Source organism: Afipia broomeae ATCC 49717 (genome assembly GCF_000314675.2).
In the GTDB taxonomy this organism is placed as follows: domain Bacteria; phylum Pseudomonadota; class Alphaproteobacteria; order Rhizobiales; family Xanthobacteraceae; genus Afipia; species Afipia broomeae.
Genome location: NZ_KB375283.1, coordinates 67,722 through 82,702 on the forward strand (window position 1 = coordinate 67,722; position 14,981 = coordinate 82,702).

Below are 14,981 nucleotides of genomic sequence, written 5' to 3' on the forward strand. Positions count from 1 at the left end.
CGCTCGGTATGCTGCAAGGCAGCGACTGCGTCGTCGCTGTGCGTGCTGGGGTATGGGCAAAGACGCACCAGACTAGGATTGGGGTAGGATTGTTATGGCGGATCACGTCGTCCCTCACTTTCATAACGATGCGGGCGTGGCCATCATCGAAATCGGCTCTCGGGAGTTCATGTGCGTGGGTGCGAATCCCCCGTTCGATCATCCCCACGTCTTCCTCGATCTCGGCGACGACAACGAAATCATCTGCCCGTACTGCTCGACGCTGTACCGCTACGCCACCGATCTGAAGGCCGGCGAAGCCCGCCCGCCCGAATGCGTGCTGAAAGACAAGGTCGCCTAAAAAGCCTGTGGCCGATTCGCGCACCATCGTTGTCGCTGGTGCGGGTATTGGGGGACTGACGGCTGCGCTGGCGCTGGCCGCGCGCGGCTTCCGCGTCATCATTCTTGAGCGTGCAGAAAAGCTTCAGGAAGCCGGCGCGGGCCTCCAGCTTTCTCCGAATGCCAGCCGCATCCTGATCGATCTCGGTCTTGAGCCCGCGCTCGCGCCGCATGTGATCGCACCCGACTCGATCAGCATCATGACCGCCCGCACCGGCAAGGAGATCGGCCGGATTCCGCTCGGCGAAGCCGCCACATTCCGCTACGGCGCGCCGTACTGGATCGTCCGCCGGGCCGACCTTCAGGCCGCGCTGGTGGCGAGGGTCACGAGCCATCCCGATATCGACCTGCGGCTCGGCGCACAGTTCGAGGACGTCGCCGTCTATCCGAAAGGCGTCACCGTCGTTCAGCGGCGGGGCACGGCGCGGCAGCAGGAGCAGGCACTGGCGCTGATCGGCGCCGACGGCGTCTGGTCCAGCGTGCGGCATCAGATTTTCCCCGAAGCTCAGCCGCAGTTCACCGGCAGCATCGCATGGCGCGGCACGGTGGACGCGACGCAGTTGCCGCGCGGCTTCAACACGCAGCGCGTGCAGCTCTGGATGGGTACGAACGCGCATCTGGTCGCCTATCCGATGTCGGGCGGCAAGCGCATCAACGTCGTCGCGATCATCTCGGGCAAGTGGAACAGGCCGGGCTGGAGCGAGCCCGGCGATGTGGTCGAGATCGCCAATCAGTTCTCAGCGCCGCGATGGCCGATCGCCGCGCGCATGATGATCGGCGCGGTCGACGGCTGGCGCAAATGGGCGCTGTTCGCCATGCGGGACGGCGGCGCCTGGAACAAGGGACCGATTGCATTGCTGGGCGACGCCTCGCACGCGATGCTGCCGTTCGCCGCGCAGGGCGCCGGCATGGCGATCGAGGATGCCGCGGTGATCGCGAAATGCCTTGAAAGCTCGCCGACCAATCCAACGGCGGCGTTCGCCCAATACGCCCGCCTGCGCGCGCCGCGCGTGACGCGGGCGCAGCGCACGGCGCGCAAGAACGGCCAGAGGTATCATCTCGGCGGGCCGGTCGGCTTCGCGCGCGATCAGGTCATCAGGGTGCTGGGCGGATCGCGGCTGCTGTCTCAGCAGGACTGGATCTACGACTGGCGCATGTCGTGATGCGCCGGCGAAGCGGCAAAGATCAGCGCTTGCGTTTGGGCGGCGCAGCCGGAGCTGCTGCGGGCTTGGCAACCTCGGCGCTGCAATTGTCGCGTGCTATTCTCGCATCGAGATCGTCGCGCTGGGCGCGCTGGGCGCGATAATCCGTCTGATACGCAAGTCCCGAAACCAGCGCTCCGCCTGCTCCGGTCTCCGCTTTCGCCATCAGCCCTTCCAGTTCGACCACGCGATTGTTCACGTCCCTGCGGGTGGAGACGAGCTGCTGGCAATTGTAGAGTTCGTACTTGGCCGGATCGAGAAACACACTCGACCCGAAGCCTCCCTCGCCCGGGCTCGCGCAAGCGCCGAGGCCCATCGCAACCGCGCCAAGGACGGCCATGCGTGAAACGCCGCCCGGCTGCCGTCGCGCCCATATGTTGCTCATGGCTTCAGTCATCCGCGTCTGTTGTCTCATCGGGGTCGTGTTGCGGGTCTTCATGTTGAATTTGTGGTGGGCGTTGGCGGCCGCCGCACCGGTAAAGTGCGGCCATCTTGATGAATTCCAGACGCGTATGAATCAAGGCGCTTGTAGCATTAGTTATTCATAACTATCAGCTATGGCTTGATAATTCATTCATTGGTCAACACGTGCAGATTCCCTCATCCCCTCTGTCGGCGACGCCGGTGGCTGTTGCCCCGTGGCGCAGGCCTTTCCACGTATGGCTGGACGGGATCGAGAAGGAATGGGCCATCCCCGCCCTGCTCGCGGCGTTTGTTGCGGTCTGGATGCTGTATTTCAGCATCGCCTATATCGCGGGCGACCTGCATCCGGACGTTCTCGAAGCCTGGTCGGTCGGCCGCACACTGTCTTGGGGCAGCGGAAAACATCCGCCGCTGATGGGCTGGTTCACCCATGCATGGACCCTGATTTTCCCGACAACCGACTGGTCGCTTCAACTGCTCGCGATGGTCAACGCCGCCGTCGCGCTCTGGGCGGTCGACCTGATCGCACGGCGATATGTGCGCGGCGACAAACGGGCCATCGTCATTCTTCTGCTGATGCTGCTGCCGGCCTATCAGTTTCATGCGCAGCGGTTTAACGCCAACACCGTGCTGCTGGCGGTCTGGCCGCTCGCGACGTACTGCTTCCTGCGCTCGTTCGAGACGCGGGCGCTGCTCTGGTCGGTGGCGACCGGCGTGCTGTGCGCCGTTGCGATGCTCGGCAAGTATTACTCCGTCTTCCTGATCGCCGGCTTTATCGTCGCAGCGATCGCGCACCCGCAGCGGCGGGCCTATCTCACCTCAAAGGCGCCTTGGGTATCCACCATTGCGGGACTGATCGCGCTCGCACCACACCTGCATTGGCTCGCGACCACAGGCGCGATGCCGTTCCAGTACGCGATAAGCGAACATTCCGGCTGGACGTTCTCCGGCATGCTCTGGGAAGTCGCGATGTTCTTCGCCGGAATTGTCGGCTATCTCGCCATTCCGGCAGTCGCTCTCTTGCTCATGATCCGGGCCGACCTGCGAAATTTCGCCGCCAATCTGCGCCAGCTCGATTCCGGGCTCGTGCTGCTCGCCATCATTTTCGCGGCAACAATCATCCTGCCGGCCATTGTCGCGATCATCCTTGTCACCGATCTGCCGCCGCTTTGGAATCTCCAAGGGTTGTTCTTCGCCGCGATCATCGCAGTGTGCTGCACGCGCTTCAGCATCGATCGTTTCGACACCGTCAACCTGACAGTGGCCGTCATCGCGCTGTGCTTCGGCGCAATCGCCGCCGCGCCGTTCTACGCCTCCTATCGCAACACGCATCCGTTCGAAATGCGCCGGAATTTTCTAAGTCTGGCGGCCAATGAACTGACGAAGCGATGGGAAGACACCTATGACATGCCGCTGAAGCGGATCAGCGGAAGCGACCCGCTCGCTTTCGCGATGGCTTTCTACAGCCCGATGCATCCGGCCTACAGCCGGCCGTTCCGTCTTCAGGATCAATGGCCGATCCCGAAACGCGCGCTTCAGAACGGCTGGGCCGCGATGTGCTTCTCGGACGAGGGCGCGTGCCTGTCCTGGCTTCAGCAGGTCCATGATACCGCGCCAAGCGGCCGGCGCATCGCGTTCACCATTCAAAGCAGGCTGTGGGGCGTTCCCGGCGTGGAAGCGCAAGTGATCGCATTGATGGTGCCGCCGCAGGCCGGGCGCCCTGCGCCACCGCCGTCACCGCTGCACGAAGAGCGGCCCGTAGAGGATTTCAGCTCCAGCCGGCGCGCGCCCTTCTAGCAGAAGGGCTGCACAGCGTAGCGGCGTCAGAGCGTTTCCTGCTTGTGGCCACATTCCTTGCAGGTGAACGCCGCGCGCTTGGTGCCCTTCTCCGCGGTGACGCGGTTGGCCTTGCCGCACTTGCCGCAGGTGGCCTCGAAGCGCGTGTTGCCCTGCTTGACCACGAGAGCCTTGCGTTCCATCGCCTCGCGCACCAGCCGTTCGGTCTCTTCGCGCAGGGCTTGCTTGTCCACCATTGTCAGTCCTTCGATCGGCGGTCAGGAGGTCAGATAGATTCCCCCCGGCACATTTAACGGTGCCTGCCCTCGTTTAACAAACCATATCCGTCAGCAATGCGGCGAAATCGCCACTGTCCCGTTCCGCCCGGCCGAACCGTCAGCACCGGACCATTCGCGTCGACCTCAGTCCTGCTGTTGCTCATGGTGCCGTTGTGACTTTTCCATTTCAGCGAAACGGAGCTGCCCCACACCTTGCAGTCATAAACGCCGCCCAGCGAACTTCTGAAAATCAGCCAGCCGAAACTTTCATCGATCTGGCGCGGTGGTTGCGGCAGGTTGAAATAGGATTGCACGCTCGCCTGACAGACCAGCGCCGCCGGCCATTCACTTCCCTGACCGCGGGCGATCATTGGGATAAAAAGAGTCGGGGCAAATATTACAGAGGCAAGCAATGCGCGTACGGCAGTTCTGAAAAACACGTTCGTATCCTGCAATATCGCTTCGACGGAGCGGTAATCTTATGTGCTGGTGCGGACGGCGGGAATCGAACCCGCACGACGTTGCCATCGAGGGATTTTAAGTCCCTTGCGTCTACCAATTCCGCCACGTCCGCGCGCGCGGGTTGTAACATCGCGCGGGGTGCGGCTGAAAGCCCGGTTTGTGACGCAAAACGCGCGTGCCGGGGACAATATCGCCGGAATCCGGGCACCCGGAATCGATGATCGAGCGCTCTGAAACGCTCTCCGCAACGCCGCTCCGGCGCGCGCGAATGCAAAAAACATAGGCATGGCAGGCCTCAATCGCATGTCGTGCGGCGAAAAGACCTACCGAATTTCACACCGCCGATTTGCACGGCTCGCGTTTGACGGTACAAATGCCGGGCCGGACGGATCGTCGCGAACAGCGCCTTCAGGAGCTTTCGCGAACTGGAATTTAGGGGTGTGATTCGTCATGCGCTGCCTCGTGGTTGCCGACCTGCATTACGCCCTGCCGCAGTTCGACTGGGTGCTCAGCATCGCGCCGCGGTTCGATGTGGTGATCATCGCAGGCGATGCGCTCGACATCGGATCGATTGTCGATTTCCGCGCCCAGATCGTCGTCGTGCGGAAATATCTCGAACGTCTCGCCAGCAAGACGCGCGTGATTCTCTGCTCGGGCAATCACGATCTCGACGAACGCGACGAGGCCGGCGAGCGAATCTCGCGCTGGATCGGCGATCTCGGCAATCTCGGCATTGCCCATGACGGCGAGAGCCTGACCATCGGCGATACCTTCTTCACGGTCTGCCCGTGGTGGGATGGCCCGCGCGTCAAGGAGCAGATCGGCATGCAGCTCGAGGAAGCCGCCGCCGCGCATCGCGGCCGCTGGATCTGGATTCATCACGCGCCGGCCGCGAACTCGCCGACAAGCTGGGGCGGCGCGCGCACCTTCGGCGATGCGGAGCTTGTGCAGTGGATCGAGAGCTACAGGCCGGACATCGTGCTGTCGGGCCATGTGCACCAGTCACCGTTCGTCAAGGACGGCTCCTGGTTCGACCGGATCGGCGATACATGGGTCTTCAATATGGGGCAACAATTCGGACCGACGCCCGCGCACATCGTGCTCGATCTGGACAGCAACAGGGCCTACTGGTTTTCGGCGGCAGGCGAACAGTCGATCGACCTCGGCAAGCCGCTGCGGCGGCCCGCGGACACCGTCGAAGCATTTCCGGAATGGCTTATAGCCGGGAGTCAGGCAGCGGCTCAGGCTGGCGGTCCGATCCCGGCGACGACGCATCCGGAGACAGGTTGACCAGACTTTCAAGCACATCGCCGACCATCGACAGATGATTGTCGTGGTCGGCATACTGCCGCTTGATGTCGGCGAGATACGTTGTCGCCGCATTGAGCCTGTGCGCAAGAAGCTGCGCGACAAGAAGCGCGACCGCAGGTTGTGCCCGCAGGAACGCAGCGGCGTCATCGAACTGATAAACTTTCGAGGCCACCGTGGCGCGCACCGTCGCGGTATGCGGCTGGCCCAGCAGCACCGACATTTCGCCGAGGATGGCGCCAGGCTGGGTGACGGTGGCGACCACCGTTTCGCCCTTCAGAACATTGAGCCGGCCGCTCAGCAGAACATAGAGCCGCCCGGTGGTCTCTCCTTCCCGGATCAGCAGCGCATCGGCAGGAAGCGACGTTTCCTGCCCTCCAACGCAATGTTCAAGAACCGCGCGCATTCCGGTCTCCATCCCGATCGCAGCAAGGCTAAGCCCCGCCGTTTAAAACGTCCATCGCATAGTGGCGTCCCGTCTGCGCAAATTGCCAGCACTTGAGGAGACGCGCTAGGATGGCCTTTCAAACGGCATTAACAAAAAGAAACCAGCGGGAGAGAAAGCGTCGATGGCTTATCAGCAGATCAAATACGAGGTTCAGGACCATATCCTGACCATCACGCTGAACCGTCCGGACAAGATGAATGCGTTCACGCATGTCATGATGGACGAACTGATCGCAGCGTTCGATGCCGCCGACGCCGACGACAACGTCCGCGCCATCATCGTGACCGGCGCGGGACGCGCGTTCTGCGCGGGCGCTGATCTTTCGGAAGGCGGTGCGACATTCGACCGGGCCGCGCGGTCCGATCGCAAGACTGCGCCGCTGCGCCCGAACGGCGAAGTCGAATGGAGCGACGATGCGGTGCGCGACGGCGGCGGGCGTGTGACGCTGCGCATCTTCAAGTGCCTGAAGCCCGTGATCGGCGCGATCAACGGCGCGGCGGTCGGCATCGGCGTCACCATGCAGCTTCCGATGGACATTCGCATCGCCTCGGTCGATGCGCGGTTCGGCTTCGTGTTCGCCCGGCGTGGCATCGTGCCGGAAGCGGCATCGAGCTGGTTCCTGCCGCGCATTGTCGGCATCTCGCAGGCGCTGGAATGGTGTTATTCCGGCCGCGTGTTTCCAGCCGATGAAGCCCTCGCCGGCCGCCTCGTCAGCAAGGTCGTGCCCGCGGATGAGTTAATCACCACGGCCCGCGCCATCGCGCGCGAGATCGTGGAGAACGCCGCGCCGGTGTCGATCGCGCTGATCCGCCAGCAGATGTGGCGCATGCTGGGCGCGGACGATCCGATGGAGGCCCACAAGGTCGACAGCCGCGGCATCTATTCGCGCGGCCAGTCTGCCGACGTGCGCGAAGGCGTGATGTCATTCCTGGAAAAGCGGCCCGCGAAATTCGTGCAGACTGTGTCGAAGGACATGCCGTCGTATTTCCCGTGGTGGACCGAGCGGGAATACAAGTAGAGGCCTACCGCATCGTCAGCACCACGCGTCCGATGGCGCGGCGGTCCATCAGCAGTCGCATCGCCGCCGCGTAATCTTCGAGCGGCAGGCGATGCGAAATGTTGGGGCTGATGCCGCGCTCGTTCGCAAGACGCGTGAGATCCTGCTGGCGCGCAACGCCGAGCGCCGGGTTCTTGCGCACCGCCTCCCCCGCCCGCACGCCGAGCACGCTGGCGCCTTTAATGAGCAAGAGATTGGTCTTCGCCACGCCGACGCCGCCGGTGAAGCCGATCACCAGGAGGCGCGCACCCCACGCGATGCACCGCAGGCTGTCCTCGAAAATCTCGCCGCCCACCGGATCGAACACCACGTCGACGCCGCGTCCATCGGTGATGCGCTTCACCGCATCCTTGAACGGCTCGCGGCCGTAGAGCACGCCATGATCCGCGCCGCGCTGCTTCGCGACCCCCAGCTTCTCCTCGCTTGAGGCGCACGCGATCACAGTCGCGCCGAACACCTTGCCAAGCTCAACAGCGGCGAGGCCGACGCCGCCGCCCGCGCCATGCACAAGCAGCACCTCGCCCGGCTTGATCTGCGCGCGATCATGCAGCCCATGCCAGGCCGTGCCGTGCGCGGCGAAGAAGGCCGCGCCCTGCGCGTAGTCGAACGCCGCAGGCAGCGGCACGAGCTGATCGGGCGTCACAACGATCTCGTCGGCATAGCAGCCGAACCGCGCCTTCACGATCACCTTGTCGCCTACATTGATGCCATCTGCACCCGCGATCTCGATCACCTCGCCGGCCGCTTCCATCCCCGGCGTGAACGGCAGCGGCGGCTTGAGCTGATACTCCCCCGCCGCCATCAGGATGTCGGGAAAATTCAGTCCCGCCGCATGGATCGCGATGCGCACCTGACCCGGTGCCAGCGCGGCACGTGGGACATCTTCCAGCTTCAGGGATTCAGGCGGCCCGAGTTCGCGGCAGACAACGGCGCGCGGCATTCAATTGATCCTTATCTGCAATAACGATGCGATGTGTGCTTCACCTCTCCCCGTGGGGGAGAGGTCGGATTGCGCAGCAATCCGGGTGAGGGGGTTCGAATTTCATTTCAGGCATCCAGCCCCCTCACCCCACCCCTCTCCCCGACGGGGAGAGGGAACGCATCACGCCCGCGTCCTGATCCGTACCATCCGCCAGGACAACAGCAATTACGCCGTCGCCTTCATCTCGAGCAGCTTGGCGTGGATCAGCGGCAGCCGGTCGTTGCCGAAGTACATGTCGGTCTTGTCGAGATAGATCGTCGGCGAACCGAATGCGCCGCGCGCGATGGCTTCGTCGGTATTGGCCTTGAGCTGATCCTTGACGGACTGCTCGCCGATCCCTGCGAAAAATTTTTGCGGATCGATGCCGACACGTTCGCAGATTTTCGTCAGCACCTCGTCCTTCGAGATGTCCTGATCGTCGCCCCAATAGGCTTCGAACACCGCCGTCGCATAAGGAACGAGCTTGTCCGGCGCGGTCTGCTGGACCCAGACGCACCCGCGCATCGACTTGACCGCGTTCACCGGAAATATCGTCGGCGGCATGGTGATCTTGATGCCGGCGAGCCGGGCCCAGTCCTGCATGTCCTTGGCGGTGTAAGCCTGTTTCGCGGGCACCGGATTGGCGCGCGTCTCATACATCGCCTTGTTGACGGTGTTGAAGATTCCGCCGACCAGAATCGGCCGCCATGTGATCGGCGCGCCAAGCTCCTTCGCCATCGGCTGGATGTTGGTGAACGCGAGATAGGTCCACGGGCTGGAACAGTCGAAGAAGAACTCGATCATGATGGCGTTTCCTTATGTTGTGCGCCTGACGTCGCACGATTCTCGTTATCGCTCCCTCTCCCCGCTTGCGGGGAGAGGGTTGGGGTGAGGGGCAACTTCACAATACGATGCCGGCCCCTCACCCGCTCGCGTTGCTCGCGACCTCTCCCCGTAAAACGGGGAGAGGTTGAAAATCACTGCGCCTGCTGCGCGGTCTTGCCGAACATGTTCTTGCGCTGCTCCTCGGTGAAGGGCGTCTTGTCGAACTTGCCGACGGACAGCCCCTTCTGCACCTCCGGCCGCGCGCGCACGGTCGCATACCAGCGCTTGAGGTTCGGAAAGTCGTCAAACGTGAACCCCTGCGCCTTGTGGGTCATGGTCCAGGGAAAGCAGGCGATGTCGGCGATGGAATACTCCTCGCCCGCGACATAGGCGCCGGTCCGGCCAAGCTGCCGGTCGAGCACGGCATACAGTCGCGCGGCCTCGTCGCGGTAGCGCTCGATGGCATAGGGAATCTTCTCCGGCGCATAGAGCGCGAAGTGCCCATGCTGGCCGAGCATCGGGCCAAGCCCGCCCATCTGCCACATCACCCACTGGATCACCTTGAAGCGCCCGCGCACATCCTGCGGCAGGAAGCGCCCGGTCTTCTCGGCCAGATAGATCAGGATCGCGCCGGTCTCGAACATCGGGATCGGCTCACGCCCGTCGGCGGGTGCGCGGTCGATGATCGCGGGAATGCGGTTGTTCGGGCTGATCGCGAGGAATTCCGGCTTGAACTGCTCGCCGGTGCGGATGTTCACCGGAAACACCGTATAAGGCAGCCCGAGTTCCTCCAGCATGATCGAGATTTTCCACCCGTTGGGTGTCGGCGCATAATAGAGATCGATCATGAGATGTCCGCGAGTGAGGAACAGCCGGAAGAGCGAGGCACGATCCTAACTCTCGCTTGAGAGACACGCTACCTTAGAACTCACGCATGGCCGCGATGCGCTCCCTCTCCCCGCTTTGCGGGGAGAGGGTTGGGGTGAGGGGCAAATCTTTCGCGCTGCACGCTCGCCCCTCACCCGGATCGTTTCACGATCCGACCTCTCCCCGTAAGAACGGGGAGAGGTGGAGCACGCGAATAGCTTGTATGCCAGGCCCCGGACATGGCAGATAGGCACCCAGCCAAGCAAACAATAAGAATGGAAGCGTCCTATGCTGTTTCAAACGACCATCGCCGGTTCATTGCCGAAGCCCGACTGGCTGGCCGAGCCCAATACGCTGTGGGCGCCGTGGAAGCTCAAGGGCGCGGAACTGGCCAGCGCCAAGCGCGATGCGACGCTGCTCTGGGTGAAAATCCAGGAAGACGCCGGCATCGATCTGGTCACCGACGGCGAGCAGGCGCGGCAGCATTTCGTCCACGGCTTTCTCGAACGCGTCGAGGGCATCGATTTCGCCCACAAGGTCGAAATGGGAATCCGCAAGGACCGTTATAAGGCGATGGTGCCGCAGGTGGTCGCGCCGCTGAAACTGAAAGGCCGCGTCCACGATCTCGAGGCCCGCGCCGCGCGGGGGCATACCACGCGCAAGCTGAAATTCACTCTGCCCGGTCCGATGACCATCATCGACACGCTGGCCGACAATTATTACGGCGACCGCGTGAAGATGGCGTTCGCCTTCGCAGAACTGCTCAATCAGGAAGCCAAGGCCTTGCAGGCCGACGGCGTCGACATGATCCAGTTCGACGAACCCGCGTTCAATGTCTTCATGGATGAAGTGAACGACTGGGGCATCGAAGCGCTGACGCGCGCCGCCGCCGGCCTCACCTGCAAGACCGCCGTCCACATCTGCTACGGCTACGGCATCAAGGCCAACACCGACTGGAAGGAATCGCTCGGCGCCGAATGGCGGCAATACGAACAGATCTTCCCGGCCATCGACAAGAGCCCGATCCAGCAGGTCGCCATCGAGTGCCGTAACTCGCATGTGCCGCTGGAACTGCTCGCGCTGCTCAAAGGCAAAATCGTGCAGGCCGGCGTGATCGACGTCGCCAGCGACATTGTCGAGACGCCGGACGATGTGGTGAAGACCATCGAGGCTGTGATGAAGTTCGTGCCGAAGGAAAACATCGTCGCGACCACGAACTGCGGCATGGCGCCGATGCGGCGCGACATCGCGGAAGCCAAGCTGCGCGCGCTCGGTGCGGGCGCGAAGCTCGCGCGGCAGAAACTGGGGTAACTTTTACAGACCTGGCACCGACAGCGGAGGTGGTCTCATGACAATCGTGTACCGGCCCGCCCAGACGCAAGATCTCGAGCGGGCCGATGCGCTGGTGGTCGGCAGCATCAACGATCTGACCGGGCGGCACGGATTCGGCGCGATTGCCAGCACCCACCCGCCGCACTTTCAGATGTTCTCGCTGCGGGACGATTCGGCCGGCCTGTGGGTCGCCGAAGACAACAATAACATCGTCGGCTTTGCCTGGAGCTGGGTTTGCGGCGATCTGTGGTTTCTCGCCCAGTTGTTTGTCTCGCCTGACCGTCAGGGCGCCGGCATCGGCGATGAACTGATCAGACGCACCTTCGCGCACGCGCAGGCCGCCGGTGCGACGCGCAGGGCGCTGATCACGTTCAGCTTCAACACGGTGTCGCAAGGTCTCTATATCCGGCATGGCCTGCTCCCGGGATTTCCGATCTACATGATGTCGGTTGCCCGGGATCGTCTGATGGGCCGGCTGCAGGGCGATCAGCCGGTCTGCGTTCCGCTGGAGCAGACCGACGCCCGGATGCGGGCGCTCGCGGAGATCGATATCGCTGCGCTCGGCGTCTCACGCGAAAAGCACCACCGGTTTCTGATGAGCGACAGCGCGACGCGCGGCGTGACCCTTCACGACGGGGACAGGTGCCTCGGCTACGCCTACGTCAGCGCGAGCGGTCATGTCGGCCCTCTCGCGGTGACCAAGCCTGAAAGCCTCGGCCCCGCCTTCAGAGCCGCGGTGAACCTCGCGCTTGAGGGCGGCTCGCCGCAGGTTTCGGCGTTTATCCCCGGCACCGCCGACGCATGTCTTCAGATCGCCACCGACAGCCGGATGCGCATCACATTGCCCATGGTCCTGATGGCAACGCGAAATGTCGGCGACTGGGCTCGGTATATGCCGCGCAATCCAGGCTTCATGTGACTATCCGCGCGCCAGATCCAGCAACTGATCCTTTTCAGGAGTTGGCGGCCGCGCGCGCCCCGCGCCCCGCCGGCTGCGATATGTAACCAGCGCGATGGTGATCCAGGTCGCATGGAAGATCAGCCCGGCAAACAGCACAAGCTGGCCGGGGATCGGCCCGACGGTTGCCCGCGCGAACAGTTCGTGCAGCGAGGCGACAGGCTCCGGATGGATCAGAAGCTTTCCGAGATAGGCGGTGACCTGGATCGCGAAAATCCAGCAGTAGTTGTTGCGAAGCCTCCGGCCGACCGCCTCGAGGTAACTGATGTGCAGGTTGGGCGCCTTGTAATCCTGATAGAGAATCTCGTTCCAGCCATTCGCGGTCTGGACGCCCTCGCCCCTGAGAATGGGCCCGAAGAACTGCACCTCAAGCACATGCGCCCGCATGCGCCAGAAATCGAAGAAGCGGTAACGCCGCGCTTCGATGAACAGGAACGTGGCGACCAGAAGCCCCACCAGCACCAGCGGCAGAGGCGACGCATGCTCGCTGCTGAACGTCAGGGACAGCGCAATGCCGGTGGTCAGGACCGCCCAATTAGTGGTGGCATCGAGCCTCGTGCGCCAGACCGTGCTGCGGTAAAGTTCGCCGCGATACAGATGTGACAGCGCGGTGATATCGGAGGAGTCGAACGCGCGTTTGTTTTCGATCATGCTGCCGGTCATGGTCCCGATCCTCCACATCCAGATCATCGATGATCGCAGATTATGAGGTCGGCGGGTGAGGTTCCAGCGTGTTCGGTCGTTGCAGCGCACTACGCCGCGCGATCCCGCCTTCTCCCTCTCCCCGCCTGCGGGGAGAAGTCAAACGAGTCTACGCCGCCCCGTCCTTGATCGGCGGCAGATACGACAGTCCCGTGTCCCACGGAAAGAAGATCCAGGTGTCCTGCGAGACTTCCGTGATGAACGTATCGACCAGCGGCTTGCCCATGGGCTTGGCATAGACCGCGGCGATGTGCGCCTGCGGCACCAGATCGCGCACGATGCGCGCGGTCTTGCCGGTGTCCACGAGGTCTTCGACCACCAGCAACCCCTTGCCGGTGCCGCCGCCGAGCCGCGACACCGCGTCGGAAATGCCCTTAAGGACGGTCGGCTCACTCACCTGCGAGGTGTGGCTGTAGCTCGACACGCACAGCGTATCGATGACGCGGATGCCGAGCTCGCGCGCGATCACCGCCGCTGGCACAAGGCCGCCGCGCGTGACTGCGATCATGGCTTCAAACGGCCCCGCCCCGCTCAGCCGCCATGCCAGCGCCCGCGCATCGCGGTGAAACTGGTCCCACGACACCGGGAACGGTTTGCGCGCGCCCTCGTCACTCATCGTCGATCTCCCCTTCACCTCTCCCGTGGGGAGAGGTCGGATTGCGAAGCAATCCGGGTGAGGGCGTACGCTCTCTCGACAAATCGAGCCCCCTCACCCCAACCCTCTCCCCGCCGGGGAGAGGGAGTGCGCTCTCGGACCTGACGGCTCCCGCCATCACAACGCGATCTTACGAAACAGCGACGTCGCATTGGCGGTCGCCACCAGCTTGTCATCCTGAAACAGCTCGCCGGCAAGATGGAATATCTCCTTGCCGCGCATCGTCACACGTCCAAAGCCCTTGAGCTTGCCGATCTTCGCCGGACGATGAAACTGGACATTGAGCGCGAGCGTCGGCGCGAACTCTCCGACGTTCATCATGGTTGCGGACGCGAGCCCCATGCAATCGTCCAGCATCGCGGACAGGAAACCGCCCTGCACGATGCCGATGGGATTGGCGAACTCCGGCTTGCCGTCGAACCCCAGTTCCACGGTATGCGCATCCAGATCGTAAGCGATGATTTCAAGGCCCAGCGTCTTGGCGCATTCCGGCGGCGGAAGCTTCCCCGCGGCGATGGCCTCGAAAAATCGCTCGCTCATATTTTGGCGACCTTGAGGTTTGCCAGCATGGCTTCGACGTCCGTCATCGCCGCGCGCAGCTTGGCCTCATCGCGCGAGCGCACAACGACATTGGTGTTCGGCTTGCCGTTCTCGTCGAGGAACGGATAGCTGCCGATGCTGGTATCGGGATGCGCTTCCTGGATGGCGCGCAGCGGCGTGCCGATGTCGCCTTCCCGCGCATTGGCGCGCACCGACTCCGACAGCATCCGCACGCCGGATTTCAGCTTCGGCGAGACGATGTCCATCATCGCCTGCATGATCGAGGGCACGCCGGCCATCACAATGACATTTCCGATTTTGAAGCCTGGCGCGAGGATGGTCGCGCTCGAAATCAGCTCCGCCCCGTCCGGGATGCGCGCCATCCGCAGCCGCGCCTCGTTCAGGTCCGCGCCGAAGCGCTCCTTGAAGCGTGCGACAACCTCGGGGTGATGGTCGATCTTGACCCCGAACGCCTTGGCAACGCTGTCGGCGGTGATGTCGTCGTGGGTCGGGCCGATGCCGCCGGTGGTGAAGACATAGGTGTAGCGCTGGCGCAGCGAGTCGAGCGCGTAGATGATCGCGTCCTCGTCGTCGGCGACCACCCGCACTTCCTTCAGGTCGATGCCGATGTTGGTCAGGTATTCGGCGATGAAGCCGATGTTCTTGTCCTTGGTGCGCCCGGACAGGATTTCATCGCCGATCACAAGAATGCCGGCGGTGACGATCTCACTCATCTTAACTCTCCTACCTGTCCCCGAACCGGTGTGCCGGCCATCCTACCGGTACGCCCGGAACCTTGGCGTACGCAA

General features: G+C 63.2%; 18 protein-coding genes and 1 tRNA gene. 7 read left to right on the forward strand and 12 right to left on the reverse strand.

The features are described from left to right. Positions 1 to 94: 94 nt before the first annotated feature. Together HMPREF9695_RS12725 and HMPREF9695_RS12730 are read left to right on the forward strand one after the other, a co-directional pair. On the forward strand, positions 95 to 340 hold the full coding sequence (locus HMPREF9695_RS12725; RefSeq protein WP_006021251.1) for a zinc-finger domain-containing protein: 246 nt from the start codon (positions 95 to 97) through the stop codon (positions 338 to 340). Between the two features lie 7 nt (positions 341 to 347). Continuing rightward, positions 348 to 1,541 (forward strand): FAD-dependent monooxygenase, encoded by a 1,194-nt coding sequence (locus HMPREF9695_RS12730; protein ID WP_006021252.1) that lies wholly within the window; start codon positions 348 to 350, stop codon positions 1,539 to 1,541. 22 nt (positions 1,542 to 1,563) lie between these two features. Here HMPREF9695_RS12730 and HMPREF9695_RS12735 read toward each other — a convergent pair whose 3' ends face one another. Next, positions 1,564 to 1,965, reverse strand: coding sequence for a hypothetical protein (locus HMPREF9695_RS12735; protein ID WP_245258775.1), 402 nt, complete (start codon positions 1,963 to 1,965; stop codon positions 1,564 to 1,566). 239 nt (positions 1,966 to 2,204) lie between these two features. Between HMPREF9695_RS12735 and HMPREF9695_RS12740 the strand changes: the two genes are divergently transcribed. Beyond that, entirely contained in the window at positions 2,205 to 3,800 is a 1,596-nt protein-coding gene (locus HMPREF9695_RS12740; RefSeq protein WP_245258776.1) for a glycosyltransferase family 39 protein, read from the forward strand. A 26-nt stretch (positions 3,801 to 3,826) separates the two neighbouring features. Here HMPREF9695_RS12740 and HMPREF9695_RS12745 read toward each other — a convergent pair whose 3' ends face one another. The 3 genes from HMPREF9695_RS12745 to HMPREF9695_RS12755 all read right to left on the reverse strand — a co-directional run bounded on the left by HMPREF9695_RS12745 (position 3,827) and on the right by HMPREF9695_RS12755 (position 4,631). Then, a complete protein-coding gene (locus tag HMPREF9695_RS12745) occupies positions 3,827 to 4,036 on the reverse strand; it encodes a hypothetical protein (RefSeq protein ID WP_006021255.1) in 210 nt (69 codons plus the stop codon). A gap of 53 nt (positions 4,037 to 4,089) precedes the next feature. Then, positions 4,090 to 4,497: a hypothetical protein gene (locus HMPREF9695_RS12750; protein WP_006021256.1), complete on the reverse strand. Its 408-nt coding sequence runs from the start codon at positions 4,495 to 4,497 to the stop codon at positions 4,090 to 4,092. A gap of 47 nt (positions 4,498 to 4,544) precedes the next feature. Then, positions 4,545 to 4,631, reverse strand: a tRNA-Leu gene (locus HMPREF9695_RS12755). A 338-nt stretch (positions 4,632 to 4,969) separates the two neighbouring features. Here HMPREF9695_RS12755 and HMPREF9695_RS12760 point away from each other — a divergent pair. Then, the gene (locus HMPREF9695_RS12760; protein WP_006021257.1) at positions 4,970 to 5,809 is read left to right on the forward strand and encodes a metallophosphoesterase family protein; all 840 of its coding nucleotides are present in this window, start codon (positions 4,970 to 4,972) and stop codon (positions 5,807 to 5,809) included. On the opposite strand, the gene HMPREF9695_RS12765 is transcribed toward HMPREF9695_RS12760, so the two are convergent. After that, complete coding sequence (locus HMPREF9695_RS12765; RefSeq protein ID WP_006021258.1) at positions 5,736 to 6,233, reverse strand: cyclic nucleotide-binding domain-containing protein; 498 nt, start codon at positions 6,231 to 6,233, stop codon at positions 5,736 to 5,738. The two genes, HMPREF9695_RS12760 and HMPREF9695_RS12765, sit on opposite strands and share 74 nt — an antisense overlap. 163 nt (positions 6,234 to 6,396) lie before the next feature. Here HMPREF9695_RS12765 and HMPREF9695_RS12770 point away from each other — a divergent pair, with 163 nt between their 5' ends. Then, a complete protein-coding gene (locus HMPREF9695_RS12770) occupies positions 6,397 to 7,293 on the forward strand; it encodes a crotonase/enoyl-CoA hydratase family protein (protein ID WP_006021259.1) in 897 nt (298 codons plus the stop codon). A gap of 4 nt (positions 7,294 to 7,297) precedes the next feature. Here the strand turns inward: HMPREF9695_RS12770 and HMPREF9695_RS12775 are convergent, their stop codons facing one another. From HMPREF9695_RS12775 to HMPREF9695_RS12785, 3 genes are all read right to left on the reverse strand, one after another. Further along, positions 7,298 to 8,272: an NADPH:quinone oxidoreductase family protein gene (locus HMPREF9695_RS12775; protein ID WP_006021260.1), complete on the reverse strand. Its 975-nt coding sequence runs from the start codon at positions 8,270 to 8,272 to the stop codon at positions 7,298 to 7,300. 207 nt (positions 8,273 to 8,479) lie between these two features. Continuing rightward, the gene (locus HMPREF9695_RS12780; protein ID WP_006021261.1) at positions 8,480 to 9,097 is read right to left on the reverse strand and encodes a 2-hydroxychromene-2-carboxylate isomerase; all 618 of its coding nucleotides are present in this window, start codon (positions 9,095 to 9,097) and stop codon (positions 8,480 to 8,482) included. Between the two features lie 173 nt (positions 9,098 to 9,270). Then, positions 9,271 to 9,966, reverse strand: a complete 696-nt coding sequence (locus HMPREF9695_RS12785; RefSeq protein ID WP_006021262.1) for a glutathione binding-like protein — start codon at positions 9,964 to 9,966, stop codon at positions 9,271 to 9,273. Positions 9,967 to 10,273: 307 nt separating this feature from the next. Here HMPREF9695_RS12785 and HMPREF9695_RS12790 point away from each other — a divergent pair, with 307 nt between their 5' ends. Next, positions 10,274 to 11,296, forward strand: a complete 1,023-nt coding sequence (locus tag HMPREF9695_RS12790) for a methionine synthase (RefSeq protein WP_006021263.1) — start codon at positions 10,274 to 10,276, stop codon at positions 11,294 to 11,296. Between the two features lie 37 nt (positions 11,297 to 11,333). Further along, the gene (locus HMPREF9695_RS12795; RefSeq protein ID WP_006021264.1) at positions 11,334 to 12,236 is read left to right on the forward strand and encodes a GNAT family N-acetyltransferase; all 903 of its coding nucleotides are present in this window, start codon (positions 11,334 to 11,336) and stop codon (positions 12,234 to 12,236) included. On the opposite strand, the gene HMPREF9695_RS12800 is transcribed toward HMPREF9695_RS12795, so the two are convergent. The 4 genes from HMPREF9695_RS12800 to HMPREF9695_RS12815 form a co-directional block, all read right to left on the reverse strand. Next, positions 12,237 to 12,938, reverse strand: a complete 702-nt coding sequence (locus HMPREF9695_RS12800; protein ID WP_006021265.1) for a DUF2270 domain-containing protein — start codon at positions 12,936 to 12,938, stop codon at positions 12,237 to 12,239. It abuts the gene before it with no gap. Positions 12,939 to 13,086: 148 nt separating this feature from the next. Further along, the gene (gene gpt, locus HMPREF9695_RS12805; RefSeq protein ID WP_006021266.1) at positions 13,087 to 13,593 is read right to left on the reverse strand and encodes a xanthine phosphoribosyltransferase; all 507 of its coding nucleotides are present in this window, start codon (positions 13,591 to 13,593) and stop codon (positions 13,087 to 13,089) included. A 156-nt stretch (positions 13,594 to 13,749) separates the two neighbouring features. Beyond that, positions 13,750 to 14,172 (reverse strand): PaaI family thioesterase, encoded by a 423-nt coding sequence (locus HMPREF9695_RS12810; protein ID WP_006021267.1) that lies wholly within the window; start codon positions 14,170 to 14,172, stop codon positions 13,750 to 13,752. Further along, the gene (locus HMPREF9695_RS12815) at positions 14,169 to 14,906 is read right to left on the reverse strand and encodes a competence/damage-inducible protein A (protein ID WP_006021268.1); all 738 of its coding nucleotides are present in this window, start codon (positions 14,904 to 14,906) and stop codon (positions 14,169 to 14,171) included. Before HMPREF9695_RS12815 ends, HMPREF9695_RS12810 begins: the two co-directional genes overlap by 4 nt. Positions 14,907 to 14,981: the final 75 nt, after the last annotated feature.